Source organism: Rhodoferax sp. GW822-FHT02D07 (genome assembly GCF_058802405.1).
Genome location: NZ_JBXAOD010000004.1, coordinates 253,207 through 278,226 on the forward strand (window position 1 = coordinate 253,207; position 25,020 = coordinate 278,226).

Genomic DNA, 25,020 nt, shown 5'->3' on the forward strand with positions numbered 1-25,020 from the left:
CTTACTGTGCCCCCACGTTTGCCACTGCATGTGCGGGGCGGTCTGTGTCCGGTACTGCGCAGGCCGGGCAGCTCTCCAGCTCGTCCAGCTCGGGCCATTGCGGGTAGCTGGTAAGGCGCTCGGCAAACACGGCCACATGGTCATCCACCTCGCCGGCAGCCACACGGTGCGCACCGTGCAGCACCAGCGGCGGCAGAAAGCGCATGCCGCACAGGGCGGCCGTTTGCTCATAGGGCGGCAGGAAGGCGTCGAAGAAATAGCGGTTGTAGCCCTGCGGGTGATAAGAGTCTTCCGGCCCGCCCGTGGTCGCCACCAGCCACAGGTCCTTGCCCTGCAGCGCGGTACCGCCGCCATAGGCCCAGCCATGGGCAAAGACTTCGTCCAGCCAGAGCTTGAGCAGGGCGGGCATGGAGTACCACTGCACCGGGTGTAGCAGCACGATGAGCTGCGCCTCCTGCAGGCGCGCCTGCTCCGTGGGGACGGTGATGTGGTAGTCAGGGTAGCGGGCGTAGAGGTCGCACACGCTGGCTGTGCCGGCCGTCTGGGCGGCTTGGGCGGCCTGCAGCAGGCGGCGGTTGACGCGCGAGTCGCGCCAGTTCGGGTGGGCGGCCACCACGTAGACAGGGCGCGGGCTGGGCGCGGGGCCGGAGGCGGGGGTGGCTTGGTGTTCGGTGTCCATGCCGATAACATAGCGCAGTTCCATTCCATGAGGAGTCGTGTATGCCCGTGGTTGTTGTCGCCAATCCCAAAGGCGGTGTCGGAAAGTCCACCCTGTCCACCCAGATCGCGGGCTACTTTGCCTCGCGCGGCCATGCCGTCATGCTGGGGGACGCCGACCGGCAGCAATCCTCCCGGCTCTGGCTGAGCCTGCGCCCTACGGCGGCGCGCCCCATCACGGGCTGGGATCTGAGCGACGAACAAATGGCCAAGCCGCCCAAGGGCACTACCCATGTGGTGCTGGACACGCCGGCCGGCCTGCACGGCAAACGCCTGAAAGAAGTGCTCAAGCTGGCGGACAAGGTGGTGGTGCCGCTGCAGCCCAGCGTCTTCGACATCTTTGCCACGCGCGCCTTCCTGGACGAACTGGCCGCCAGCGCCCATGCGTCCAAGGTGCAGGTCGGCATCGTGGGCATGCGGGTGGACGAGCGCACGCGTGCGGCCGACCAGCTGCACACCTTTGTGGACAGCCTGGGCCTCCCGGTGCTGGGCTTTGTGCGCGACACGCAGAACTACATTCAGCTTTCGGCCCGCGGCCTCACGGTGTTCGACGTGGCGCCGGGCCGGGTGGAGCGCGATCTGGCGCAGTGGCAGCCGATCTGCGCCTGGCTGGACGCCTAGCGGGACACCCGGCTTGTCGCGGGGCTGACACGGCCTGTCGCCCCCGCTGGCTACAGTGGCCGGCATGAAAACCTTTGCCACCCTTGCCGAACTCGCCGCCCTGGTGGGCCAGCCCGTTGCCATCAGCGACTGGGTCACCGTCACCCAGGAGCACATCAACCTGTTCGCCCAGTCCACGGGCGACCACCAGTGGATCCACGTGGACGTGGAACGCGCCAAGGCCGGACCGTTTGGGGCGCCCATTGCGCATGGCTTCCTCACGCTATCGCTGATTCCCCGTTTCTTCGAGAGCGCGCTGACCGTCACCGAGGTGCGCATGGGCGTGAACTACGGGCTCAACAAGGTGCGCTTCATCGCGCCGGTGCCGGTGGACAGTCGCCTGCGCGCCCGTCTCACGCTGCGTGCTTGCGAACCGATTGACAACGGCGGAGTACAGCAGACCTGGGAAGTGAGCGTGGAGCGCGAGGGCGCGGCCAAGCCGGTGTGCGTGGCCGAGTCGCTGGTGCGGCAGTACCCCTAGTTGAGGCTGGCGAAATTGTTCTGACGCCAGGCTTCAAAGACCGTCACTGCGACGGCATTGGACAGGTTCAGGCTGCGCTGTCCCGCCACCATGGGTAGGCGCAGGCTGCGCGGGGCGTCGAAGTGGGCGCGCACCGTGTCTGAGATGCCTTTGGTCTCTGAGCCAAACACCAGCCAGTCGCCGGGCAGAAAGTCCACGGCATAGGGGCTGCGCGTGCCGCGTGTGGTCAGCGTGAACATGCGGTCGACGGCGGGCTGCTCGGTGTCCAGAAAGGCTTGCCAGTCGGCATGGCGCTTGAGCTCGGCGTACTCGTGGTAGTCCAGCCCGGCCCGGCGCATGTGCTTGTCGTCCATTGAAAACCCCAGCGGCTCCACCAGGTGCAGGGTGCAACCCGTGTTGGCCGCCAGGCGGATGACATTGCCCGTGTTGGGCGGAATTTCGGGTTCGACGAGGACGATATGGAACATGGCCGCTATTGTCGTTCCCCAGCTACTCCGTTCTCGCAAACACCAGAACCGTGATGTGCGCCACACCGGCATTGCGCAAGGCCGTGCTGGCCGCGTGCAGCGAGGCGCCGCTGGTCATTACGTCGTCCACCAGCACCACTTTCTTTCCCGCCAGCTCGCGAGCCCGCAGCGGCTCCACGGCAAAGGCGCCCTGCACGCTGCGCAGGCGTTCGTGGCGTGGCAGGCTGCTTTGGGGCGGGGTGTCTCGCACGCGCAGCAGCAGCCCGTCCTGCAGTTTGCGGGGCGCCAGTTGGCGGGCTATTTCCTGGGCCTGGTTGAAGCCCCGGGTCTGCAGGCGCGTGTCCGACAGGGGCAGGGGGATCACGCAGTCCGCCGCTTCGAGCGCGGGCTCCACCCATGGCGTGCTGCGCAGCAGGGTGGCCAGCGTACCGGCCCAGGCGGGGTGGCTGTGGAACTTGAGGTCAACTACCAGGCCCGACCAAGGATAGGCGTAGGGCACGGCGGCCAGCGCACTGTCCCAGGGCGGGGGGCGGGTGATGCAGGCGCCGCAGCGCGGCATGCCGGCAGGCAGTGGCAGGGCACAGTGCATGCAGCGGTGCACCGGCTGGGCAAACTCGGCCACACAGTCCTCGCAGACGGGTTGGGCGGGCCATGCATGGCAGACCACGCACTGGCTCGGCAGGCGCCGCGATACCCCCTGGAGCAGCTGGCGGAACATGCTGGCAATATACTCGCCACCGCCTTGCGCACCCTCCTGCATTTGCCCCATGAGCACCCAGCGTCCCCCTACCATTGACCCCCTTGCGGCCCAGCGCTGGGCGCAGCGCCGTCCGGTGGCCGGTGAGTCCTCGCCCTGGCTGCATGAAGAGGTGGCACGCCGCATGGAAGAGCGCTTGCAGTGGATCGTACAAAAACCGGCCCAATGGGTGCACTGGGCCCCGCTGCAGGGGGGCATGCAGGCCCAGGCCCTGATTAGCAAGCGCTACCCGGATTCTGCGTGTTTTGTGCTTGAGGCCAGCGCAGAGCGTGCGCAAGCAGCTCGCAATTTAATAGCAAAGCCCTGGTGGCAACCCAGCCGCTGGAGCGGTCCGTCCGTGAAGTTCGAGCGCCCGGCGCAGCCGGTGCAGATGCTGTGGGCCAATATGGCGCTGCACACGGCGGCGGACCCGCAGGCACTGATCGCTGATTGGCACGCCTTGTTGGACGTGAATGGTTTTGCCATGTTCTCCTGCCTGGGGCCGGACACGCTGCGCGAGTTGCGCGCCGTCTACGCCCGCATGGGCTGGCCTGTGGCGGGCCATGAGTTCACCGACATGCACGACTGGGGCGACATGCTGGTCCATGCCGGCTTTGCCGAGCCGGTGATGGACATGGAGCGCATTACCCTGAGCTACTCCACGCCGCAAAACCTCTTGGCGGAGCTGCGCACGCTGGGGCGCAACCTGCATCCGCAGCGTTTTTCTGGTCTGCGTTCGCGTGCCTGGTTGCAGCGCCTGCATGCGGCGCTCTCCGAAGGCTTGGCCACGCCAACCGGCGACGGCCGCTTGCAGCTGACCTTCGAGGTCGTCTATGGCCATGCCTTCAAGCCCGTACCCAAACTGAACTTGCAGGCCGAGACCACGGTGTCGCTGGCCCAAATGAGAGCAGTTCTCAAACAGGGTGCTCCAGGCCCCAAAGACAAGGCCTGAAGCCGCCTCTGGCCCGGTCTGCCCTACCTTTTTTGAGGCGGATCAACGGGATGTCTGCACTACAATGCTAAGAAAAAGAGGTAATGGCATATCCCCCTGCAGTCTCGTCCCGGTTCGGTAACGACCGGGCCTTTTCGGGCAAGACGCATGACGAATCTGGTTTTTCGCTTTGCGACGGTACAAGGGCGGCACGTTCAGTGGTTTTTGCGGCGTAACTGCTCGTTTACGCCGTTGCAACTGGTCGGGCTGTATGTGTCACTGTGCGTGGTGTCGCTCGGCATCGGAAGTTTCTTCTGGTTGCAGGGCGCTCCCCTGGTGATCCCCTTTGCATCGATCGAACTGGTCGCAGTGGGGTTGGCGTTTGTGGTCTATGCCAGGCACGCTACCGATGGCGAGCGCATCTCCTTGCAGGAGGGGCAACTCGTGGTGGAGTTGGAAAATGCCGGCAAGCTGGAGCGCGCCGAATTTCCGAGGGAATGGGTAAGGGTTGAGCCGCGGGCGGGCGACGGATCATTGATCGAGTTGTCCGGGCGCGGCAAAACTGTCCGGGTAGGGCGGTTTCTCAGGCCGGAGCTGCGTCCGCTGCTGGCACGGGAGATCCGGATGGCGCTGCGCGCAGCCTGAAGAGGTGGCGTGCAGCTGCTGCGCATTGGGTTATTTTGGGGCTTAGAAAAGTGAACACGATGAAGAGCATATTGAACAAACTGGCTACCCCCTTCATGGCGGTGGGCGCATGGGCTGGCACAGCGGCACTGAGCGTGGCGCATGCTGTCAACGATTTGCCCGGCGGTCCTGCAGTCAATCAGCTGAATTTGGCACCTGCGGTGACCAACATTGCCCGTGAGCAGCAGTGGCTGCACTGGTTCATGCTGATCGTGTGCTCGGTCATTTTCGTGGCGGTGTTCTCGGTGATGTTCTATTCCATCTGGAAGCATCGCAAATCCCAGGGTTACAAGGCCGCCACTTTCCACGAGTCTGTGACCGTGGAAGTGATCTGGACCATCGTGCCCTTTGTCATCGTGATCCTGATGGCCCTGCCGGCCACCAAGGTGGTGGTGGCCATGAAGGACACCACCAACGCCGACCTCACCATCAAGGCCACTGGCATGCAGTGGAAGTGGGGCTATGACTACCTGAAGGGTGAAGGCGAAGGCATCGGCTTTGTCTCCACACTGGACAGCGACCAGCGCGCCATGTCCGACGCCGGCGGCCCCAAGAAGGGTGAGTCGGTCGACAACTACCTGCTGAAGGTGGACAACCCCCTGGTGGTTCCCGTAGACAAGAAGGTCCGCATTATCACCACCGCCAACGATGTGATCCACGCCTTCATGGTGCCGGCCTTCGGTATCAAGCAGGATGCAATTCCCGGTTTCGTGCGCGACACCTGGTTCCGTGCCGAAAAGGCGGGTGACTACTACGGCCAGTGCGCAGAGCTGTGCGGCAAGGAACACGCCTACATGCCCATCCATGTGAAAGTGCTCTCTGCCGAGGACTACAGCAAGTGGGTCGCCGAAGAACAGAAAAAGATGGCCGCCAAGCAGGATGACCCCAAAAAGGTCTGGACGCTTGACGACATCCTCAAGCGCGGCGAGAAGGTTTATGCCCAGAACTGCGCAGCCTGCCACCAAGCCAACGGCAAGGGCGCTGGCGCGATCAAGCCTCTTGATGGCGCCCCTGTGGTGCTGGACGCCGACAAGACCAAGCAAATCGCTGTGCTGCTTAACGGCCAGAACAACGGTGCCATGCCTTCCTGGAAGGCACTGAGCGATACCGATATCGCGGCCGTCATCAGCTACACCAAGAACAATTGGTCCAACAAGACAGGTCAACTGGTGCAACCGGCCGAAGTGCTGGCCCTGCGCAAGTAACGAGCCTCAGACCGAACGCAGAGAATTGAGAAGGACATCAGTATGAGCGCCGTACTAGACCACCACGACCACGCCCATGACGACCACCACCACGCCCCCACGGGCTGGCAGCGTTGGGTGTTTGCGACCAACCACAAGGACATCGGTACCCTGTACCTGCTGTTCTCCTTCACCATGCTGATCGTGGGCGGCATTCTGGCCCTGCTGATCCGTGCCGAGCTGTTCAAGCCCGGTCTGCAACTGGTGAATCCCGAGCTGTTCAACTCGCTGACCACCATGCACGGTCTGATCATGGTGTTCGGCGCCATCATGCCGGGCTTCGTGGGCTTTGCGAACTGGATGATCCCGCTGCAGATCGGCGCTTCCGACATGGCATTTGCCCGCATGAATAACTTCAGTTTCTGGCTGATGATTCCTGCGGCCCTCATGCTGGTGGGCTCCTTCTTCATGCCCGGTGGCGCACCCGCTGCCGGCTGGACGCTGTACGCACCGCTGACCCTGCAGATGGGGCCCTCCATGGATGCCGGCATTTTTGCCATGCACATCCTGGGTGCCTCCTCCATCATGGGCTCGATCAACATCATCGTGACCATCCTCAACATGCGTGCCCCTGGCATGACGCTGATGAAGATGCCCATGTTCGCCTGGACCTGGCTGATCACGGCCTACCTGCTGATTGCCGTGATGCCCGTGTTGGCCGGTGCCATCACCATGACGCTGACCGATCGCCACTTTGGCACCAGTTTCTTCAACCCCGCTGGCGGCGGTGACCCGGTGATGTATCAGCACATCTTCTGGTTCTTCGGCCACCCCGAGGTGTACATCATGATCTTGCCGGCCTTCGGCATCATCAGCCAGATCGTTCCCGCCTTTGCACGCAAGAAGCTGTTTGGCTACGCCTCCATGGTGTACGCCACCAGTTCCATCGCCATCCTGTCCTTCATCGTGTGGGCCCACCACATGTTCACCACCGGCATGCCGGTGACAGGTCAGCTGTTCTTCATGTACGCGACCATGCTGATCGCCGTGCCCACCGCCGTGAAGATCTTCAACTGGATCGCCACCATGTGGCAGGGTTCCATGACGTTTGAGACCCCCATGTTGTTCGCTGTGGGCTTCATCTTCGTGTTCACCATGGGTGGCTTCACTGGCCTGATCCTGGCCATGGCGCCCATCGACATCCAGCTGCAAGACACCTACTACGTGGTGGCCCACTTCCACTACGTGTTGGTGGCTGGCTCGCTGTATGCCATGTTCGCCGGGTTCTACTACTGGGCTCCCAAGTGGACCGGTGTGATGATCCCCGAGTGGAAGGGCAAGCTGCACTTCTGGTGGTCGCTGATTGCCTTCAACGTCACCTTCTTCCCCATGCACTTCCTGGGTCTGGCCGGCATGCCCCGTCGCTACGCTGACTACCCCATGCAATTCGCCGATTTCAACGAAATCGCCTCCATCGGTGCCTTCGCCTTCGGTTTTGCACAGGTCTACTTCTTCGTGGGCATCGTGTTCCCTGCCATGATGGGCAAGGGCGAAAAAGCGCCCCAGAAGCCTTGGGAAGCAGCTGAAGGTCTGGAGTGGGAAGTGCCTTCCCCCGCGCCTTTCCACACATTCGAGAACCCGCCCAAGCTGGACGCCACCGCCACCAAGGTGATCGGCTGATATGTCCACGCCGGAGCAAAAGAAAGCCAACGTGCGCCTGGGCCTGATTCTGGCCTCGGTCGCCGTGGTGTTCTTCATCGGCTTCATGGCCAAGATGGTTTTGCTGGGCAAATAGCGCCATGGGCCTCAAGCGCGAAAACCTACGCATGATGGGCAAGCTGGCGGTCATCACCGCCGGCATGTTTGTCTTCGGCTACGCGCTGGTGCCCCTCTACAAAACCATTTGCGAAATGACCGGCATCAACATCCTCGCCTTGGGTGAGCAGGTGGTGAGCGGTCAAAAGGCGCAGGCCGTCAACACGCAGGTGGATACCAGCCGCACCATCACGGTGGAGTTCGACGCGAATGCGCGTGGCCCTTGGGAGTTCAAGCCGGCCCAGCGCTCGCTGCAGGTGCATCCCGGTGAACTCACTACGGTGGTTTACGAGTTCCAGAATGTGCAGAACCGTCGCATGTCGGCCCAGGCCATTCCGAGCTACGCGCCCATGCAGGCCTCGGCACATTTCAACAAGCTGGAGTGCTTCTGTTTCAACCAGTACACGCTGGAGCCCGGAGAAAAGAAATCCTGGCCCGTAGTGTTCGTGATTGATCCCAAGCTCTCCAAGGACGTCAACACCATCACGCTGTCCTACACCTTCTTCGAGGTGGGAGGCAAGACCCCGGCTGCGCCGGTGGCCAGCGTGAAGGCGGCAGACAGCGCAGGCTCATGATGGCAGCGCCCGAAGTTCACCAAGGTGAGGCCAAGCCCTCCCTGCTGCGCAGCATCAAGGCTGTGGCCTGGTCGTTCGTGGGCATTCGCAGCAGTAAGGGCCAGCGCGACGACTTGGCCAAGGTCAATCCGCTGCACATCGTGCTCGTGGGCCTGGTGGGTGCCGTGCTGGTGGTGGTGGGATTGATCAGTTTGGCAAAGTGGGTGGTGGCAGCTTCCTGAGTGAAGAGGCCGGCACAGCGAGACAAGATTTGGATTAGAGAAGGAATGGAGCAAAAATGAGTTCGACAACACATGGCGGCACACCGTACTACTTTGTACCGGGTCCTTCGCGCCACCCGGTCATGGCCGCCGCAGGCCTGTTCTTCGTGATCCTGGGCGCTGGCCAGTGGATCAATGGCTCCGACTGGGGCATGTACTCTTTGGCGCTGGGCCTGGTCTGGTGGCTGGCAGTGCTCTGGCAATGGTTTGGTGACGCGATCAGCGAAAGCGAAGGCGGCCAGTACGGGCGCAAGATTGACATCTCTTACCGCTGGAGCATGAGCTGGTTCATCTTCTCCGAAGTCATGTTCTTCGGTGCCTTCTTCACTGCGCTGTGGTGGGCCCGTTCGCACTCCGTGCCTGCCTTGGGCAGCCTGGAAAATGCGCTGCTCTGGCCCGACTTCAAGGCCGTCTGGCCCAGCATGGCGGCCGGCGCCACGGCTTCGCCTGGCGGCATTGTCGAGCCCTTCACCACCATGGGCCCGTTCTGGCTGCCTACCATCAACACGGCGCTGCTGCTGTCTTCCGGCGTCACGCTGACCATTGCCCACCACGCACTGGTGGACGGCAACCGCAGCAAGACCATTGCCTTCATGTGGGCCACTGTGCTGCTGGGTGTGACCTTCCTGTTTGTGCAGGGCTATGAGTACTACCACGCCTACCATGAGTACAACCTCAAGCTCAACTCGGGCGTGTTCGGTTCCACCTTCTTCATGCTGACCGGTTTCCACGGTTTCCACGTGTTCGTGGGCATGCTGATGCTGCTGTTCATCACCCTGCGCCTGCAGAAAGGTCACTTCACCTCCGAGCGCCACTTCGGCTTTGAGGGCGCCGCATGGTACTGGCACTTTGTGGACGTGGTCTGGCTGGGCCTTTACGTGCTGGTGTACTGGCTCTAAGCCTTGCTACGGCATCAAAAAAGGCACCGCTTGCGGTGCCTTTTTTGATGGAGGGGTGGGAGCTTCGTACGGGCTTTAGCGTCCCGGTGGAATCCCTGTGGGGTGGATGTAGCCCAGCTTCCAGGCCAGCAAAATGCAGAGAAACAGCAGGATGGAAAAGCCCACCCGCAAAGCCAGCGCCCGCGCCATGCCGCGCGACTTGCCAGCCTGTGGCTGGCCACCCCGCAACATGAACACCAGGGCAGCCCCCAGGCTGGCCAGAATGGCAAGAAACGCAATGGCGACAAGGTATGACATGGTGAGGATTATCCCGTGAGTACGCGCATCCGTCGCGTGCTGATCGCGCTCGCTGCCGTGGTCGGCGTGGCGGTGACCATTTCGCTGGGGCGTTGGCAACTGGACCGTGCGGCGCAAAAAGAAGCGCTGGCGCGCAGCATCCAGACGCAGGGCGGCATGGCAGCCCTTGCTGCAGAAGAACTGCTGGCCAGTACGGCGCGCGCCACGCTGGTCCACCGGCCCGTGCGTCTGCAGGGCCGATGGCTGGCCGAACACACGGTGTACCTGGACAACCGCCAGATGGGCGGACGTGTCGGCTTTTTTGTCATGACGCCGCTGCAGCTGAAAGGCCGGTCCGACGCCGTGCTGGTGCAGCGCGGCTGGGCGCCCCGCAACTTCGAGAGCCGCACGGCCTTGCCGGCCGTCACGACGCCTACCGGCCTGGTAGAAGTCGAAGGCCGCATGGCCCCGCCGCCTTCCAAGCTTTATGAGCCCGGGGAGCCGGGCCATGGCGCAATCCGGCAAAATCTCGACCTGACCCAATTCCGGCAGGAGGCGGGCTTGCCGCTGTGGCAGGACGTGAGCGTGGTGCAGACCGGTGCTGCCAGCGATGGCCTGTTGCTCGAGTGGCCCGAAGTCAACCTCGGTGTGGACAAGCACTACGGCTATGCCGCGCAATGGTTTGCGCTGGCGCTGCTCATCGCGGTGCTGTACGCCTGGTTTCAGCTGCGCCCTCTTGTATTCGTTTCCAAGGATTCCCATGTCTCGCGCCAACCCGAATGATGACCACCCCCTGGGCCTGACTGTGCACTCCATGCCGGTGCCCGACCAGGCGCTGGCGAGTGCAGGCGCGCGCACGCGCCTGGGTCGCTGGAAGATGCTGCTGGTGATGCTGGTGTGCGCCGCGCCCGTGGTGGCCTCGTACTTCACCTACTACGTGGTGCGCCCCGAGAGCCGGCGCAATTTCGGCACGCTGATTGACCCGCAACGCCCCTTGCCCGATCTGCAGGCCGGCACGCTGGATGGCAAGGCTGTGAACCTGCGCAGCCTCAAGGGCCAGTGGCTGTTCATCAGCGTGGCTGGCGCCGCCTGTGACCAAGCCTGCGCGCAACGCCTCTACTTGCAACGCCAACTGCGCGAGAGCCTGGGCAAGGAGAAAGACCGCGTGGACTGGGTCTGGTTGATCAACGACGGCGACGCGGTGCCTGCAACCTTGCTGCCCGGCCTCAAGGAGGCCACGGTGCTGCGCGTGCCTGCTGCGGACCTGGCTGCCTGGCTGCCGCCGCAAACGGGCGCTGCCTTGCCGGACCACCTCTATGTGGTGGACCCGCTGGGCAACCTCATGCTGCGCTTTGCACCGGGGCTGACACCCGAGGACGCACCCAAGGCCAAGCGTGACTTGGACCGCCTGCTGCGCGCCTCCGCCTCCTGGGACCAGGCAGGCCGCTGATACGCCATGGACGCAGAGCTCTACAACCTTTCACCCGTGCTGCGCCTGCTGCTAGTCGGTGTGCTGCTGGCTGCAGGCCCGCTGCTGTGGGTGCGCCTGCGCCACCGGCATACCGGTGCGCTGGGCCGCTACCAGGCGCTCACCGTTATCACCCTGTTTCTCACCTTTGACCTGGTGTTGTTCGGCGCTTTCACGCGCCTGACCGACAGCGGTTTGGGCTGCCCTGACTGGCCCGGCTGCTATGGCAGCGCCAGCCCGCTGGGTGCCAAGGACGCCATTGCCACCGCGCAGGCTGCCATGCCCACGGGCCCGGTCACGCACGGCAAGGCCTGGGTGGAGATGGTGCACCGTTACCTTGCCACCGGCGTGGGCGGCCTCATCCTTGTGCTGGCCATCACGGCCTGGCTGGGGCGCAAACGTTTCCTGAAAGGGCAGGTCAGCCCCTGGCTGCCCACCGTCACACTGCTGTGGGTCTGCGTGCAAGGCGCGTTCGGCGCGCTCACCGTCACCATGAAGCTGTTCCCCGCCATCGTCAGCCTGCATCTGCTGGGGGCCTACCTGCTGCTCGCGCTGCTGACCGTGCAGGTGGTGCGCAACGGCGGTGGTGCGGTGGCCACAGTGCCGCGCTGGGTCTGGCCCTGGACCGCCGCGGCGTTGGCCATGCTGGTGCTGCAGGCGGCCTCGGGCGCTTGGGTCAGTACCAACTACGCGGTGCTTGCCTGCACCGAATTCCCCATGTGCCAGGGCCGCTGGTGGCCGGACATGGACTTTGGCGGCGCGCTGGAGCTCTGGCGCCCGCTGGGCATGAGCCAGGACGGTGACCACATCAGCTTCCAGGTGCTCACCGCCATTCACTTTACGCACCGCCTGCTTGCGCTGTGCACCGTGCTGCTGCTGGGCAGTCTGGCCTGGTGCCTGCGCACCGTGCCCGTGCTGCGCGGCCCCATGCGCTGGCTGGGCGGGCTCTTGCTGCTGCAACTGGTCACGGGCCTGAGCAATGTGGTGTTGGACTGGCCGCTGGTGGCGGCTGTGCTGCACACAGGAGGCGCCGGCGCGCTGCTGGTGACCCTCGTATGGACTTTGACGCTGGCGGGCCGCACCGCCCCGATCGGAACCGAAACATGACCGCGACCCTCTCTCCCGCCACGCCCTCGGTGCTGCGCCAGTTCCACGCGCTGACCAAACCGCGCGTGATCCAGCTCATCGTCTTTTGTGCCCTCATTGGCATGGTGCTGGCCGTGCCCGGCTTGCCCAGCCTGCCCCAGGTGGGCCTGGCGCTGATTGCCTGCGTAGGCATCTACCTGGTCGCTGGCGCGGCGGCGGCCTTCAACTGTCTGGTGGAGAAGGGCATTGATGCCAAGATGAAGCGCACCGCCTGGCGCCCCACGGCGCGCGGCGAGCTCAGCGATGTGCAAACCCTGGTGTTTTCGGCCCTGCTATGCATCGCAGGCTCGCTCATCCTCTACCTCTGGGTCAACCCGCTCACCATGTGGCTCACTTTCGCCACCTTTGTGGGCTACGCAGTCATCTACACCGTCATCCTCAAACCGCTCACGCCGCAGAACATCGTGATCGGTGGTGCGTCGGGCGCCATGCCGCCGGTGCTGGGCTGGGCCGCCATGACCGGCGATGTGGGCCCCGAGGCGCTGATTCTCTTCCTCATCATCTTCCTCTGGACGCCGCCGCACTTCTGGGCGCTGGCGCTGTACCGCGTGGAGGACTACCGCAAGTCCGGCTTGCCCATGCTGCCCGTCACCCACGGCAGCGAGTTCACACGCCTGCAGATCCTGCTCTACACCTTCATTCTCGCGGCGGCCTGCGTATTCCCGTTTGTGTATGGCATGAGCTCCTGGCTCTACCTGGCGGTGGCGCTGGTGCTGAGCGTGGGCTTTTGCTGGTACGCCGTGCGCCTGCTGCGCAACTACTCGGACGAGCTGGCGCGCGCCACCTTCCGCTTCTCCCTTATCCACCTCAGCGTGCTGTTTGCCGCACTGCTGCTGGATCACTACCTGTTGTGAGTCACCATGAATAAACGTTCTGCTATTAAATTGCTAGCTGCTTGCGCACTGTCTACGGGGGCTATGGTCACTTTGACTGCATGCTCCGAGCAGAAGCCCTCGTTTGCCTCGGTGGACGTGACCGGCGCCAACTACGCCAAGGACTTCGAGCTGACCGACCACAACGGCCAACTGCGCCACCTGGCGGACTTCAAGGGCAAGGTGGTGGTCATGTTCTTCGGCTTCACCCAGTGCCCCGATGTCTGCCCGACCTCCATGGCCGAGCTGGCCGAGGTCAAGCAGCTGCTGGGCAAGGACGGCGACCGCCTGCAGGGCCTGTTTGTGACCGTGGACCCGGAGCGCGACACCGCGCCCATCCTCAAGGCCTACATGGCGAACTTTGACCCCAGCTTCCTGGCGCTCTACACCACGCCCGAGAAGCTGGCCGCCCTGGCCAAGGACTACAAGGTCTACTACAAGAAGGTGGAAGGCAAGACCCCCACCAGCTACACCATGGACCACTCCGCGGGCAGCTATATTTACGACGCGCAGGGTAATCTGCGCCTCTTCACCCGCTACGGCAGTGGCGCCAAGGTGCTGGCTTCGGACATTGCACAGCTGCTCAAGAGCAGCTCCTGATCCATTGCACGGGGTGGGGCACCCTGTAGGACTGGTCTGACACCCGCAAGGGGTGATCGCTGATATCAGGGAAAACCCGAATTCGCGACCATAAGGGCATCGATCCACACAGGAGAGCCCATGAAGTCTGCAAGCCCTGATCTCGGCGACAGCCAGCAAAACCATTTGCTCGCTGTTTTGCCCCAGGCGGACGAAGCTCGTTGGCGCGACCAGCTGGAGCTGGTGGAACTGCCCTTGAACCAGGTGCTATGCGCCGCAGGCAGCACCCCCGAATACGTGTACTTCCCCATCACCATGATCGCCTCCATGGTGTACCTCACCCAGGAGGGGGCCTCCACCGAGGTGGCGGTGGTGGGCAACGATGGGGTGGTGGGGGTGTCGCTGTTGCTGGGCGGCGGCTCCGCCCCCAGCGAGGCGGTGGTGCAGACCGCCGGCCTGGCGCTGCGACTCAGCGCCTCCTTCCTCAAGGCCGAGATGGCGCGCTCGGGCGCCATCATGAAGATCATGCTGCGCTATGCCCAAAGCGTGCTGGGCCAGGTGGCCCAGACCGCCGTTTGCAACCGCTACCACTCGATCGACCAGCAATTCTGCCGCCGCCTGCTGGTGGGCCTGGACCGGTCCTGCTCGGACGAAATGGACATGACCCACGAGTCGGCTGCCAATTTGCTGGGGGTGCGGCGCGAGGGCGTCACCATCGCGGCGCACAAGCTGCAGGAGGCCGGCATGATCCGCTACCACCGCGGCCACATCGTGGTACTGGACCGCTCGCGTCTGGAGCAGCAAACCTGCGAGTGCTACGCCGCGGCCAAACAGGAATACCGCCGCCTCTTGCCCATGGCCCTGGCGGCGTAAGAGCCGCAGTCTGGCGGGCCTATTCCATCTTGATGCCCTGGCTGGCAATGATGCCGCCCAGGAGCGCGGTGTCCGACTTCACGCGCAGGCGCAGGCCTTCGGCCATGGTGCCCACCACCGTCCAGCCCTGACCGAACATCTTCTGCCGCATCTCGGGGCTGCGCGCGATCTCGCTGAACAGCGTGGCCAGGCGGGTCGCTGCGGCTGGGGGCAGGCTGTTAGGTGCGGCCACGGCGTTCCAGATCTCCAGGTTGAAGTTCTTCACGCCAGCCTCGGCCAGGCTAGGCACCTCGGGTGCCAGCGGGCTGCGCACGCTGGCCGTCACACCAATGGCTTTGAGCTTGCCCGCGCGCACTTGAGCGGCGGCCAAGGCCGGCGGCAGCAGGCTGAGCTGCAGGTCTCCGGCAATCATGGCCGTGGCCACCTGCGGGTAGCCGGGGTAGGGCACATGCACGGGCGCAATTTTGGCCTGTGACTTGAGCAGTTCCATACCCAGATGGCCCACGGTGCCCACGCCGGGGGTGCCGTAGTTCCAGCGGTCACCGCTGCTGCGCGCGGCCTGCAGGAATTCGGCGGCATTGCCGCCGGGGGCATTGACGGGCGCAGTCAGCACCAGGGGCGAGACGCCGAGCAGGCTGATGGGCTGCAGGTCCTTGAGCGGGTCATAGCTCAGCTTGGGGTTGAGCAACTTGGCAATCGTCATGTTGCCGTTGATCATCAGGCCGATGGTGTGGTCATCGGTGGCCTTGGCCACCGCGTCCGCAGCAATGTTGCCGGCCGCCCCCACCTTGTTTTCCACAATCACCGGCTGGCCCAGCGCCTTGGACAGGGGCTCGGCAAAGGCGCGCGCCGTCAGGTCGGGCGAGGAGCCGCCCGGAAAGCCCACGATGATACGCAGCGGCTTGCTGGGCCACGCAGCAGCTTGAGATACTTTTTGGGCGATAGCCCCCGTGGATAGTGTGCAAGCAGCTATGGAAAGTGTAGCAATGGTGAGCGCGCGGCGTTGCATGGTTTTGTGTCTCCGGAATGAAAAATGCCCCTGCGGCCGGGGCTGCAGGGGCATTGTCGCCCAAGCGCCGAATGGTCGGCGTCCGGGGCAGGGGGCTCAGGCGTAGGCGGCCAGGGTGGTTTTCATCTTCTTCATGGCCGCCACTTCGATCTGGCGGATGCGCTCGGCGCTCACGCCGTATTCGGCGGCCAACTCATGCAGCGTCATGCCACCGGAGTTGTCGTCATTCACCTTGAGCCAGCGCTCTTCCACGATGCGGCGGCTGCGCGGGTCCAGGCTGCCCAGTGCGGTGGCAATGCCGTCGGTAGCCAGCACATCGCGCTGACGCGCCTCGATCATGGCCACGGGCTCGTGGTTGGTGTCGGTCAGGTAGGCGATGGGGCCAAACGCGTCTTCACCATCGTCAGACGGGCTGGGGTCCAGCAGCACATCGCCGCCTGACAGCCGGGTTTCCATCTCGATGACTTCTTCGGGTTTCACGTTCAGCTCGCGCGCCATGGCGTCGATCTGCTCGGGATTCAGCGTGTCGCGGTGCGTGCCCAGGTCGGCAGCGGCATCGTCGCTCTTGAAGCGCTGCTTCATGGAGCGCAGGTTGAAGAACAGCTTGCGCTGGGCCTTGGTGGTCGCCACCTTGACCATGCGCCAGTTCTTCAGGATGTATTCGTGGATTTCGGCTTTGATCCAGTGCAGCGCGTAGCTCACCAGGCGCACGCCCTGGTCGGGGTCAAAGCGCTTGACGGCCTTCATCAGGCCCACATTGCCTTCCTGGATCAGGTCGCCATGCGGCAGTCCATAACCCAGGTACTGACGCGATACGGACACCACCAGACGCAAGTGAGAGAGCACTAACTTACCGGCAGCTTCAAGATCATTCTCATTTTTGAACTTGCGGGCGTACTCCTGCTCTTCTTCCAGTGTGAGCATGGGCAGGCGATTGGCCGCAGAAATGTAGGCATCCAGGTTCCCCAGCGGCGGCACCAAGGACCACGGATTGGCAGTGGCCAGGGCGGTTTGGGGCGTAGCGAGCAGTGCAGTCATGCAGAACCTCCTTGTGTTCAAACTTCATATTAGCACTCGTGAGATCGGAGTGCTAACAAGAAGTTCAATGACCCCGATAGCTATAGGATGAAGTTGTGTAAAGCCCCGCGCCGGTGTCGCCGTACGCGCGATGCTTCACTGCGGCGACAGTGCCGGATCGTCAAATCGCGGTGCGGTTTGATGCACTTTGACAAACCCGCCGGTGGCCGCGCCGGCTGCCCAACCCATGCCTGTTCTCGTGGGCGTGAAGAGCAGGCGCATGGTGTTGCCGCCACCGGGAAGCACGACGGTGTAGGTCATTTGCGCCGTGCCTGAGGTGTTTGAGGCGAGCAATGTGGGGTTTGTTTCAAGTCTCAGCGCTTGCGGCTCTTGCGCCGCCTGGTTGCTTTCTGCCTCGGTGGGTGTTTCCGCTTTGACCGAAACGCAGACCAGGGCAAGACCCGCCCGGAATGCCAGCATGAGCATTTCGCGCTGGAAGGTGTCGTAAGTGCTTTTCATCGTCAAACTCCCTGGCCAGGAAATAGGGCCTCATTCTGAGAATGAATTCTGGCTTTGGAGCGGATGAAAACTGTTGCCGAACTGTGTCTCGGGCTGTCCTGAAGCGTCCGGGGCGGAGAGGGCGGGCAAAAAAATTTCAGCCAACAGCACCGAAGTGCGTTGGCTGACTCGCTCGGGGGCTAAGCCTTCGCTGGGTTTATCAGCTTGCCGCTTCCACCGTCAGGCCGGAAGCATCGACGCTTTGCACGCCCTGGACGTTTTGGGCCAGGTTCTTGACCAGGTCAACGGCGTCCTGCGTGGGCAGCTTGCCCTTGAGCGCGACTATGCCGCTCTTGGTGGTCACATTGACCTTGAAGCCCTTGGAGACGCTGTTGGCCAGGATTTCGGACTTCACCTTGGTGGTGATCCAGCTGTCACTGACAGCCTTTTCGACTTCGGCGCCGGGCTTGGCTTGTGAGCGCTGGGTGTCGGGTTGCTGGGCGGGTTCGGTTTGCGCGTGTACGGCGGTGGCGCCGATGGCGATGGCCGCCATTGCCACGACGGGGCGCAGCATGCGGGCATAACGGGAAGTGATGGAAGTTTGGGTACTAGACATGATGACTCTCTTTCATGAGGGTTGAAATTGCATGCAAGACCGGGAAGATGGTCTTTGCCTGCCGCGGAAACCCAAGATTGCCGGAATGCGCCGAAAAGGTTCGTGCGCTTGCACACACACGCAGGCATGAAAGAGCAGACAAATGTGAATAAGCGTAACTCGTGCGCGCAGGGGCGCGAGGCGCACTGTGCCGCGATGAAGCGGTGCACCCAATGCAGCTTGGTGGCGCAGGGTTTGCTCAGCACAAAGGGATACAGGTCCCGCTGGCCCATGCCCAGCGAGAACTCGTCGAGCACGACTGGTCAGTCGGGTCCAGGCATTGAGGAAGCTGAGAAATGCCGTGTCGGGTGGGGAGGTGTCGCCCGCAGGGCTGTACAGCACATCGGCACCAAAGGGGTCTTTCAGATCGGCCGGGTGCTCGCTATGAATGCCAGCGTCCATGGCAACGTCCAGTGTGTCCACCATGTGCAGGTAGTGCGCCCAGGTTTCGGCCCAGTCTTCCCACGGGTACGCGCTGGCATAGGCGCTGATGTGGGTTTGTGCCCAGTCAGGATCGGGGCCGCCGTCATAGTGCTTCTGCAGCGTGCGGTAGGGTTTGTGCAGGTGCGCGCGTATGGCTTCGCGCCTGGCATCGTTGCCTTCGCCCACGTTGATGGTGATGATGCCTTCCTGGTGGCCGGTTCTCACCGGCTGGCTCCAGGGCCAGCATGGTGCTCGTCTCGGGTACATAACCAAAGGCCCGGCCGCACCGCAGGCATAGGTGGTTGCGAAAGAACACCGGGTGGCTGCAATGGCAAAGGCTCATCCGGCCCGCTTTCAGAACAGCGTTGCTTGCGTGTCGGGCGGTTCCTGCCAGGGCGACGGGTCTTCTACCGGTGGGGGCGGATCCTGGGTGCCAGGGAACTCCGGCGGTATAGCCGGGGGACTTTCGGGTATGGGGGGCGGTGGCGTGATTTCCGCCGTGGTCCAGTCCATCAGTAGCACCGGAACGCGTGGCTGGGTGTCGTACATGGGCGAACTCCTTGAGTTGCCTTCCACTGTATGAGCCAGGTGCGCGCGTGTATGTGTGGCAGCGCACATGGGGCTGCCCCAAAGCAAAAAGCCCCAGGCGGGTGGCCTGGGGCTTGAATCGCCGGGGTGGGGTCAGTACTGCCAGAAGATACGCTGGAGTTCCTTGCTGTCCGAGGTTTTGGTCAGCGCCACCATGGCGAGAATGCGTGCCTTTTGGGGACGCAGATCGTGGGCGACGACCCAGTCGTACTGGTCGTCGGGTTGTTCGGCGTTGCGCAGTACGAAGCCATCCGGCACGCGGGCGGCGCGGATGACCTGGGTGCCGCTGGCGCGCAGCTGGCGCAATGCGGGCACCACGGGGGCGGCCACGGAGCCATTGCCCGTGCCTGCATGGATCAGGGCCTTGACGCCTGCCTTGGCATACGCATCGATGCCGATGCTGTTCATGTTGCCGTAGCCGTACACAATGTCCACGGCGGGCAGGGTTTTGATGTCGTCGATGTTGAATTCGGAATCTGCGGTGTGGCGCTTGACCGGAGCGCGGAACCAGTAGTTCTTGCCCTCGACCACCATGCCCAGCGGGCCCCACTGGCTCTTGAAGGCTTCGGTTTTGATGTTGATGGTCTTGCTGACGTCGCGTCCGCTCTGGATTTCGTCATTCATGGTCACCAGCACGCCCTTGCCGGCTGCATCCTGGCTGGCGGCCACGTTCACGGCGTCAAACAGGTTGAGTGCGCCGTCTGCCGACAGGGCAGTACCGGGCCGCATGGAGCCCACCACCACGATGGGCTTGCGCGTACGCACCACCAGATTCAGGAAGTAGGCGGTTTCTTCCAGCGTGTCCGTGCCATGGGTAATGACGATGCCGTCCACATCGGCCTGCTTGCTCAGAGCAGATACGCGGCGCCCCAGTTGCAGCAAATGTTCGTTGTTGAAGCTTTCCGAGGCGATCTGGAAGACCTGCTCCCCCGTCACGCGGGCCACATTGTTCAGCTCGGGCAGTCCGGCCAGCAGTTTGTCCACCGGCACCTTGGCCGCAGCGTAGGTCGCGCTGTTGGCGGCCGAGGCGCCGGCGCCGGCGATGGTGCCGCCGGTGGCCAGTACCACCACATGGGGCTTGCTGGCCTGGGCGTGTGCCAGTGCGGCCAGGGCCGAAAGGCTCAGTGCCGCGGCCCATTGTTTAAGGTTGAAAGTGCTTGTTGTCATGGTTTTGTCTCCAAGGAATGTGTTCTTCTTCCTGCCTTCAATGGGCAGGTGGTGCAATGCTAGGAATTAACGGCACAGGCGAATCGGAATAATTGATGTTAGGGTGTGAGAAAAACTCACACCCCACCATGAATCTCAGACAACTTGAAGTGTTTCAGGCAGTCATGCAGACCGGCAACATGAGCGCCGCTGCCCGGCTGCTCTGCATCACACCGTCGGCAGTCAGCAAGACCGTGGCCCATACCGAGCTGCAGCTGGGCTTCCCGCTGTTTACCCGCAGCCAGGGCAGCCTCACGCCCACCCCCGAGGCCCGTGTGCTGTTTGAGGAGTCGGCCCAGGTGCACAGGCAGCTTGATGCCCTGCGCCAGATAGCCCAGAACCTCGGCCGGGTGGACCATGGTGCCGTGCGTCTGGCGGCTATCCCGTCGGTGACGCATGAGTTTCTGCCGCTAGTGCTGCAGCGCCACGCCGCGCGCTACCCGCGTGTGGACGTGGAAGTGCGCACCCTGCACCAAGACCAGATGGCCAGCGCCTTGCTCAGCCGCAGTGTGGACTTTGGTTTGGGCTTCTATGAGCACACCCACCCGCAGATCGCCAGCGACCTGCTGGTCAGCGGGCGCCTCTTTCTGGCTGTGGCACGCGACATCTGGCAGCGCGCCACGCGGGTGCGGCATGGCAACCCCTATGGCTACTTTGCCAAGGTACCGCTGATTCGTCTGGTGGGCGACGACCCGATGCGCCCGTTACTGGACGAGCTGGCTGAAAAGCTCGGCCTGCAGGTGCAGGTGGGCAATATCCAGGTGCAGACCTCAAGGCTGGCGGTAGAGTTGGTCCGTCGCGGCATGGGCTGGACGCTGGTGGACTTTCTGACCGCCACCCAGCTGGATCCGGCGTCGGTGGTGGCGATGGAGCTGCACGACCTGGCCCCCATCTCGCTCTATGCCTACCACGCGCGCCCCAGCCCGCCGGGACAGCAAGCCCGGCACATGCTCGACATGCTGCCTGCGCTGCTGCACGAGGCCTTGTCCGCAGTGCATCGTCCCCCGATGGCTGGCTGACAGAGACTGGCCGGCATCCCTTTCACTTTGGGTTAAATTCCCTCGCAGAGCCACACACTGGCCACCCCGTCGTTGGGGCATGACTAACAAAACAAGGGAGACACACTGTGACTGCGTTCCGTCGGGCAATTCCTGCCCTGCTCATTTCCATCGTTGCCCTGGCGCAGCCCGCCCATTCCCGGGAGCTGTTCGACGACGAAAAGCCCCCAGCCTTCAGCATGGGGCAATCCATTTACAGCGACGACACCATGGGTGGCTACCAGATCTACGCTGGCAACGGCATGTGGCAATTCGAGAATGCCTCGATCGGCTGGTCCGGTGGCCGGGCCGACAGCATCCCCATGGGGGTGCTGCGCATGACACGCTGGGAAGGCGACCAGATCGCCGCTGTCCAAACGCTGGTTGCCAATATCCGGGGTAACAACGGAGCCTACTGGTCGGGCAATCCCTGTGAGGGCGAGCATCTGACCAAGCGCAACCGTGGTCGCGGTCGCTTTGACGACTGCATGCGCATCGATGTGGTTTCCCTCAACGTGCAATACAAGACTCAGACCTTTCTGCGGGTCTATACCGTGCAGTCCAACACCGGCGGGCGCTATTACGAGGCGTCCATGCAGATCAGCGCCGCCTACCTCGGCTTCCCGGGGACGGGCCTGGCTGACTGGGATTCGGCCGCAGTGCAGGTCGATCCTGCCAAATCGGAAGCCCTGGCCAAGCTCACGCGCTGGGCAGAGCTCTACCAGGAGGCCGCCGCGGAACAGATGGCTTACCGCAAGCCTGCGGATACGTTTGCAGCGGTGCCCCCGCTCAGGGACTTGCGGCCGGCCGGTGCGCCGCCCCTGCACGGCAGCTTTCCTGTCCCCCGCGTGAACAGTGGTGCGAGCTATGTGTTTTGCGAAACCACCAAGAGCATGGTGCGCGAGGCTCCGGGCAGCTGTCCGGCCGTGGCGCCTGACCCGGCTGTGCCGATGATCCAGATCGTGAAGGAGCGCTCAGCCTCGTATGTGTACTGCGAGAGCAGCAAGAGCATGGTGATGGAAGGGGCGGGCGACTGCCCCAAGCCCAAGCGCTGAGGCCGAGTAGTCCACAATGGAAAAGGGGCCTGCAGGCCCCTTTTTTGTCATCGGAATGTCTACTTCAGGCCCACTGTACCGCGCCTTGGCTGGCGTACCAGCCGGGCAGCTTGGGCTCCATGGCCGCCTCAATCCGGTTGCGGCGGATCTTCATGGTAGGCGTCAGGAAGCCGTTCTCGATGGACCAGGGTTCGGGCGCGATCACCAGCATCTGCAGCTTCTCGTAGTCCGGCAGCTCGGCGTTTATATCCTTGAGCAGCTGCGTCAGGTCGGCCGTAATCTGGGCTTTGACGGCGGGGTCCTTCACCGTGGGGCGCACGGTTTCCGCCAGCACCACCATGGCGTAGGCAGAAGGCTGGCCCACGCCAGAGACCATGCTCAGCTCGATCAGCGGGCAGGCGTTGATGCGGTTCTCGATGGGGGCAGGCGCCACGTATTTGCCCTTGGATGTCTTGAACAGCTCCTTGACGCGGCCGGTCAGGCGCAGCAGGCCGTCGGCACGGCGCTCGCCCTTGTCTCCGGTGCGGAAGAAGCCGTCTTCGGTGAAGACTTCGGCATCCAGGTCCGGGCGCTTGTAGTAACCCACAAGCTGGCCCGGCGACTTGATCAGCACTTCGCCCTCCTCGCTGATGCGCACTTCCACGCCCTTGAGCGGCACGCCCACGCAGCCGGGGGCGTTCACCTTGTCGGTAGAGTTGTGCGAGTAGGCAAAGTCTTCCGTCATTGCGTAACCTTCGATGAGGTTCAGGCCCAGGCGGCGGTACCAGGCAATGAGTTCTGCGGGGATGGGTGCGGAGCCGCTGCCGGCCAGCAGCGCGTGGTCCAGGCCCAGGCCCTTGAGCACCTTGCGGCCCACAATCTTGCCCAGAATGGGGATGCCGAGCAGGCGGTCCAGCTTTTTGGGAGGCATCTTGGCGAACACGCCTTGCTGGAACTTGAGCCAGAGACGGGGCACCGAGATGAAGGTGATGGGCTTGGCGCGGTTCAAGTCCTGCACAAAAGTGTCCAGCGACTCGGCAAAGTACAGATGGGTATTGCCATCTACCAGCGAAGCACCTTCCACCCAGGCCCGTTCGAACACATGAGCCAGTGGCAGGTAGGACAGCATGCGGTTTTTGACATCGGCACCGATGCGCGACTTGGTGTCGCGCACGATGCCCTCGGAGGCGGCGGTAATGCGCTCAAAACTGTGCATCACGCCCTTGGGCTGACCGGTGGAGCCCGAGGTGTACATCAGGATGCCGATGTCAGTACCCTTGCGACTGACCTTGCCTTGCAGGGGCTGGGTGCGGGCCACCACGGCATCCCAACTTTCATAGCTGTTCTTGGGCGCGAGCGGGAATGCAATGCGCGGCAGGGATTCGGGAATGCCGGGCAACTGCTGATCAAAGGTATCGAGCTTGCCCACAAAGAGCAGGCTGGCCTCGCTGTGATCCAGCACATAGCGCACGGTGTCTGCAGTCTCGGTGGGAAATATGGCCACGGTGGTGCCGCCGGCCAACCAGATGGCCAGCTCCGCCATGATGAAGTGGGCGCAGTTCTTGGAAAGGATGGCGATGCGCGCACCGGGTGCGAGGTTTTGCGCCTTCAGGTGCGCAGCCATGCGGCGGGATTCGTCCATCACCTGGCGCCAGGTGTAGTCCTTGACCTGGCCGCCGCCCGTGGGCTGGGTCAGGAAGACCTGATCCGCCAGTGCAGTTTCGTGGTCCTGCACGTAATCCAGAATGAGTTTGGCCTGGGCCATGCTGTCGTCTCCTTTGTAGAAATAGTGATGACATTGTGTTGGGATTTGCCGGCAAAACAGTGCTTTGCGTGACTATTTCCAAGCAAAACAGGGGTTTTACGGTGTTTTCCCTAATCTGCGGGCATCTGCGTCAAGGTGTCTGCCGCATGTCGGGGGCGTATGCGGTTTTGCAGCTGCATGTCTTTGGAGGACAAAAAATACATGTCTTTTTTTGTCCTATAGTTGGCGCGAACGGGCCTTTTTTGTCCTGCGGTTGAGGAATACAGTTCATCCCATCGCAACGCATCAACCGCTTCAAAAATGTCCTCTACCAATCCTTCCAAGTCCGCCCTGATCATCATCGACGTGCAAGAGTCCTTTGCACAAATGCCCTTCTGGTCGGAAGGGATTCATGCCCCCTTTCAGAAGGCATTGCTGAAGCTGGACGCGGGAGCCCGCGCCGCCGGTGTGCCCGTGGTGCACATCTACCACGTGGGCCGCGCAGGTCCCTTCCTGCCCGAATCCGGTTTCATCGAGCCGCTGCCCTGGTTGCCCGGCAACCCCACTGTGCGTTTTGACAAGCACACCCACAATGCTTTCACTGACACTGGTCTGGACCTATGGTTGCGTCGCCAGGGTGTGAACAAGATCATCATCAGCGGCATCCGCACCGAACAATGCTGTGAAACCACGGCCCGCGTAGGTTCGGACCTGGGCTATGCGGTGGATTTTGTGTCCGAAGCGACATTGACCTTCCCCATGACCCACGAGGGCACAGGCCGCACCTTCAGCGCCGAAGAAATCACCACCCGCACCGAGCTGGTTCTGGCGGACCGCTTTGCTCGCATCGTGGATGTGGACACCTGCCTGACCGGTCTGGCCGCCTGACATACCGAAAGGAAACAACATGCTTCAACTGCGCCCCGGCTGTGAATGCTGCAATGTGGATCTGCCGCCCGCGGCGCTAAACGCCCGCATCTGCTCGTTTGAATGCACCTTTTGCGCGGACTGCGCGGACACACACCTGCAAGGCATCTGCCCCAACTGCGGTGGCGAGCTGGTGCGCCGCCCGGTGCGGCCGGCGGGAAAGCTGGCCAATAACCCGCCCTCTGCCGAGCGCGTGTTCAAGCCCCAGGGTTGTGGTCTTGCACCGGCCGGCGCTGGTGGGGTGGCTGCATGAGCGGCG

31 protein-coding genes and 1 pseudogene are annotated in these 25,020 nt (G+C 63.1%); 20 read left to right on the forward strand and 12 right to left on the reverse strand.

Annotated features, from left to right (window positions below):
* Position 1: 1 nt before the first annotated feature.
* Positions 2–679 (reverse strand): glutathione-regulated potassium-efflux system oxidoreductase KefF, encoded by a 678-nt coding sequence (gene kefF / locus AC1RNN_RS11940; RefSeq protein ID WP_493089490.1) that lies wholly within the window; start codon positions 677–679, stop codon positions 2–4.
* A gap of 41 nt (positions 680–720) precedes the next feature.
* Here kefF and AC1RNN_RS11945 point away from each other — a divergent pair, with 41 nt between their 5' ends.
* Both AC1RNN_RS11945 and AC1RNN_RS11950 read left to right on the forward strand, forming a co-directional pair.
* Complete coding sequence (locus tag AC1RNN_RS11945) at positions 721–1,338, forward strand: nucleotide-binding protein (RefSeq protein WP_493089090.1); 618 nt, start codon at positions 721–723, stop codon at positions 1,336–1,338.
* A 64-nt stretch (positions 1,339–1,402) separates the two neighbouring features.
* On the forward strand, positions 1,403–1,858 hold the full coding sequence (locus tag AC1RNN_RS11950; protein ID WP_493089089.1) for a MaoC family dehydratase: 456 nt from the start codon (positions 1,403–1,405) through the stop codon (positions 1,856–1,858).
* Here AC1RNN_RS11950 and trmL read toward each other — a convergent pair.
* Positions 1,855–2,325, reverse strand: a complete 471-nt coding sequence (trmL, locus tag AC1RNN_RS11955; protein ID WP_493089088.1) for a tRNA (uridine(34)/cytosine(34)/5-carboxymethylaminomethyluridine(34)-2'-O)-methyltransferase TrmL — start codon at positions 2,323–2,325, stop codon at positions 1,855–1,857. The genes AC1RNN_RS11950 and trmL overlap by 4 nt on opposite strands.
* 22 nt (positions 2,326–2,347) lie before the next feature.
* Positions 2,348–3,085 (reverse strand): phosphoribosyltransferase family protein, encoded by a 738-nt coding sequence (locus AC1RNN_RS11960; RefSeq protein ID WP_493089489.1) that lies wholly within the window; start codon positions 3,083–3,085, stop codon positions 2,348–2,350.
* A gap of 7 nt (positions 3,086–3,092) precedes the next feature.
* Between AC1RNN_RS11960 and AC1RNN_RS11965 the strand changes: the two genes are divergently transcribed.
* The 8 genes from AC1RNN_RS11965 to AC1RNN_RS12000 all read left to right on the forward strand — a co-directional run bounded on the left by AC1RNN_RS11965 (position 3,093) and on the right by AC1RNN_RS12000 (position 9,409).
* The gene (locus AC1RNN_RS11965; RefSeq protein ID WP_493089086.1) at positions 3,093–4,013 is read left to right on the forward strand and encodes a biotin synthase; all 921 of its coding nucleotides are present in this window, start codon (positions 3,093–3,095) and stop codon (positions 4,011–4,013) included.
* Between the two features lie 147 nt (positions 4,014–4,160).
* Complete coding sequence (locus tag AC1RNN_RS11970; RefSeq protein WP_493089085.1) at positions 4,161–4,637, forward strand: DUF2244 domain-containing protein; 477 nt, start codon at positions 4,161–4,163, stop codon at positions 4,635–4,637.
* Between the two features lie 59 nt (positions 4,638–4,696).
* Complete coding sequence (gene coxB, locus AC1RNN_RS11975; protein ID WP_493089084.1) at positions 4,697–5,881, forward strand: cytochrome c oxidase subunit II; 1,185 nt, start codon at positions 4,697–4,699, stop codon at positions 5,879–5,881.
* A gap of 42 nt (positions 5,882–5,923) precedes the next feature.
* Positions 5,924–7,540 carry a cytochrome c oxidase subunit I gene (gene ctaD / locus AC1RNN_RS11980; protein ID WP_493089082.1) on the forward strand — a complete coding sequence of 539 codons (1,617 nt, stop codon included), beginning with the start codon at positions 5,924–5,926 and terminating at the stop codon, positions 7,538–7,540.
* Position 7,541: 1 nt separating this feature from the next.
* Positions 7,542–7,655: a cytochrome oxidase small assembly protein gene (locus tag AC1RNN_RS11985; protein ID WP_493089081.1), complete on the forward strand. Its 114-nt coding sequence runs from the start codon at positions 7,542–7,544 to the stop codon at positions 7,653–7,655.
* A 4-nt stretch (positions 7,656–7,659) separates the two neighbouring features.
* Positions 7,660–8,250, forward strand: a complete 591-nt coding sequence (locus AC1RNN_RS11990; RefSeq protein ID WP_493089079.1) for a cytochrome c oxidase assembly protein — start codon at positions 7,660–7,662, stop codon at positions 8,248–8,250.
* Positions 8,250–8,471, forward strand: coding sequence for a DUF2970 domain-containing protein (locus AC1RNN_RS11995; RefSeq protein WP_493089077.1), 222 nt, complete (start codon positions 8,250–8,252; stop codon positions 8,469–8,471). Before AC1RNN_RS11990 ends, AC1RNN_RS11995 begins: the two co-directional genes overlap by 1 nt.
* A gap of 56 nt (positions 8,472–8,527) precedes the next feature.
* A complete protein-coding gene (locus AC1RNN_RS12000) occupies positions 8,528–9,409 on the forward strand; it encodes a cytochrome c oxidase subunit 3 (RefSeq protein ID WP_493089076.1) in 882 nt (293 codons plus the stop codon).
* Positions 9,410–9,484: 75 nt separating this feature from the next.
* Here the strand turns inward: AC1RNN_RS12000 and AC1RNN_RS12005 are convergent, their stop codons facing one another.
* Entirely contained in the window at positions 9,485–9,706 is a 222-nt protein-coding gene (locus AC1RNN_RS12005) for a twin transmembrane helix small protein (protein ID WP_493089074.1), read from the reverse strand.
* Between the two features lie 15 nt (positions 9,707–9,721).
* Here AC1RNN_RS12005 and AC1RNN_RS12010 point away from each other — a divergent pair, with 15 nt between their 5' ends.
* From AC1RNN_RS12010 to AC1RNN_RS12035, 6 genes are all read left to right on the forward strand, one after another.
* The gene (locus AC1RNN_RS12010) at positions 9,722–10,468 is read left to right on the forward strand and encodes an SURF1 family protein (RefSeq protein ID WP_493089072.1); all 747 of its coding nucleotides are present in this window, start codon (positions 9,722–9,724) and stop codon (positions 10,466–10,468) included.
* A complete protein-coding gene (locus tag AC1RNN_RS12015) occupies positions 10,446–11,135 on the forward strand; it encodes a redox-active disulfide-containing membrane protein (protein ID WP_493089071.1) in 690 nt (229 codons plus the stop codon). Before AC1RNN_RS12010 ends, AC1RNN_RS12015 begins: the two co-directional genes overlap by 23 nt.
* Before the next feature lie 6 nt (positions 11,136–11,141).
* Positions 11,142–12,260 (forward strand): COX15/CtaA family protein, encoded by a 1,119-nt coding sequence (locus AC1RNN_RS12020; protein WP_493089069.1) that lies wholly within the window; start codon positions 11,142–11,144, stop codon positions 12,258–12,260.
* Positions 12,257–13,153 carry a heme o synthase gene (gene cyoE, locus AC1RNN_RS12025; protein WP_493089068.1) on the forward strand — a complete coding sequence of 299 codons (897 nt, stop codon included), beginning with the start codon at positions 12,257–12,259 and terminating at the stop codon, positions 13,151–13,153. The genes AC1RNN_RS12020 and cyoE overlap by 4 nt, the downstream gene beginning before the upstream one ends.
* Positions 13,154–13,159: 6 nt before the next feature.
* Positions 13,160–13,771, forward strand: coding sequence for an SCO family protein (locus AC1RNN_RS12030; RefSeq protein ID WP_493089067.1), 612 nt, complete (start codon positions 13,160–13,162; stop codon positions 13,769–13,771).
* Between the two features lie 120 nt (positions 13,772–13,891).
* Positions 13,892–14,623, forward strand: a complete 732-nt coding sequence (locus AC1RNN_RS12035) for a Crp/Fnr family transcriptional regulator (protein WP_493089065.1) — start codon at positions 13,892–13,894, stop codon at positions 14,621–14,623.
* 19 nt (positions 14,624–14,642) lie between these two features.
* Here the strand turns inward: AC1RNN_RS12035 and AC1RNN_RS12040 are convergent, their stop codons facing one another.
* From AC1RNN_RS12040 to AC1RNN_RS12070, 7 genes and pseudogenes are all read right to left on the reverse strand, one after another.
* Positions 14,643–15,632 carry a Bug family tripartite tricarboxylate transporter substrate binding protein gene (locus tag AC1RNN_RS12040; RefSeq protein ID WP_493089064.1) on the reverse strand — a complete coding sequence of 330 codons (990 nt, stop codon included), beginning with the start codon at positions 15,630–15,632 and terminating at the stop codon, positions 14,643–14,645.
* A 96-nt stretch (positions 15,633–15,728) separates the two neighbouring features.
* On the reverse strand, positions 15,729–16,670 hold the full coding sequence (gene rpoH / locus AC1RNN_RS12045) for an RNA polymerase sigma factor RpoH (RefSeq protein WP_493089063.1): 942 nt from the start codon (positions 16,668–16,670) through the stop codon (positions 15,729–15,731).
* Positions 16,671–16,805: 135 nt separating this feature from the next.
* Positions 16,806–17,168, reverse strand: a complete 363-nt coding sequence (locus AC1RNN_RS12050; protein ID WP_493089062.1) for a hypothetical protein — start codon at positions 17,166–17,168, stop codon at positions 16,806–16,808.
* A gap of 199 nt (positions 17,169–17,367) precedes the next feature.
* Positions 17,368–17,763 carry a BON domain-containing protein gene (locus AC1RNN_RS12055; protein ID WP_493089060.1) on the reverse strand — a complete coding sequence of 132 codons (396 nt, stop codon included), beginning with the start codon at positions 17,761–17,763 and terminating at the stop codon, positions 17,368–17,370.
* Between the two features lie 12 nt (positions 17,764–17,775).
* A complete protein-coding gene (locus AC1RNN_RS12060; protein WP_493089059.1) occupies positions 17,776–18,492 on the reverse strand; it encodes a putative zinc-binding metallopeptidase in 717 nt (238 codons plus the stop codon).
* A pseudogene (locus tag AC1RNN_RS12065) lies at positions 18,437–18,568 on the reverse strand (zinc-ribbon domain-containing protein); the annotation flags it as partial. The pseudogene AC1RNN_RS12065 and the gene AC1RNN_RS12060, both read right to left, overlap by 56 nt.
* Positions 18,569–18,906: 338 nt before the next feature.
* A complete protein-coding gene (locus AC1RNN_RS12070; RefSeq protein ID WP_493089057.1) occupies positions 18,907–19,980 on the reverse strand; it encodes a type II asparaginase in 1,074 nt (357 codons plus the stop codon).
* 128 nt (positions 19,981–20,108) lie between these two features.
* Here AC1RNN_RS12070 and AC1RNN_RS12075 point away from each other — a divergent pair, with 128 nt between their 5' ends.
* Positions 20,109–21,038 carry a LysR family transcriptional regulator gene (locus tag AC1RNN_RS12075; protein ID WP_493089056.1) on the forward strand — a complete coding sequence of 310 codons (930 nt, stop codon included), beginning with the start codon at positions 20,109–20,111 and terminating at the stop codon, positions 21,036–21,038.
* 107 nt (positions 21,039–21,145) lie between these two features.
* Positions 21,146–22,111: a hypothetical protein gene (locus AC1RNN_RS12080; protein WP_493089054.1), complete on the forward strand. Its 966-nt coding sequence runs from the start codon at positions 21,146–21,148 to the stop codon at positions 22,109–22,111.
* A 64-nt stretch (positions 22,112–22,175) separates the two neighbouring features.
* Here AC1RNN_RS12080 and AC1RNN_RS12085 read toward each other — a convergent pair whose 3' ends face one another.
* Positions 22,176–23,855, reverse strand: coding sequence for an AMP-binding protein (locus tag AC1RNN_RS12085; protein WP_493089052.1), 1,680 nt, complete (start codon positions 23,853–23,855; stop codon positions 22,176–22,178).
* 300 nt (positions 23,856–24,155) lie between these two features.
* On the opposite strand from AC1RNN_RS12085, the gene AC1RNN_RS12090 reads away from it, so the two are divergent.
* Together AC1RNN_RS12090 and AC1RNN_RS12095 are read left to right on the forward strand one after the other, a co-directional pair.
* Positions 24,156–24,722 carry an isochorismatase family protein gene (locus tag AC1RNN_RS12090; RefSeq protein ID WP_493089050.1) on the forward strand — a complete coding sequence of 189 codons (567 nt, stop codon included), beginning with the start codon at positions 24,156–24,158 and terminating at the stop codon, positions 24,720–24,722.
* A 19-nt stretch (positions 24,723–24,741) separates the two neighbouring features.
* On the forward strand, positions 24,742–25,014 hold the full coding sequence (locus AC1RNN_RS12095; RefSeq protein ID WP_493089048.1) for a DUF1272 domain-containing protein: 273 nt from the start codon (positions 24,742–24,744) through the stop codon (positions 25,012–25,014).
* Positions 25,015–25,020: the final 6 nt, after the last annotated feature.